Below are 290 nucleotides of genomic sequence, written 5' to 3' on the forward strand. Positions count from 1 at the left end.
CAGCTCTGGGTCTCGGACTTTACCTATGTCCAGACCTGGAATGGCATGGTCTATGTAGCGTTCGTCATTGATGTGTTCGCCCGCAGGATCGTGGGCTGGAAAGTCTCGACTTCCATGACCACCCAGTTCGTGCTCGACGCCCTTGAACAGGCCATCTGGCAACGAAAGCCTGCGGGAAACAAGGCGCTGATCCATCATTCGGACCGTGGATCACAATATCTGTCGATCCGATATACCGAACGCCTGGCGCTGGCTGACATAGACGCCTCGGTCGGCACGGTTGGTGACAG

General features: G+C 56.6%; 1 protein-coding gene. It reads left to right on the forward strand.

The annotated features are described in order from the left end of the window. Positions 1–290: DDE-type integrase/transposase/recombinase (locus HK20_RS12640; RefSeq protein ID WP_143296527.1), on the forward strand; the 290-nt coding region annotated here is incomplete at both ends.

The organism is Acetobacter sp. DsW_54 (assembly GCF_002153575.1).
Classification (GTDB): domain Bacteria; phylum Pseudomonadota; class Alphaproteobacteria; order Acetobacterales; family Acetobacteraceae; genus Acetobacter; species Acetobacter fabarum.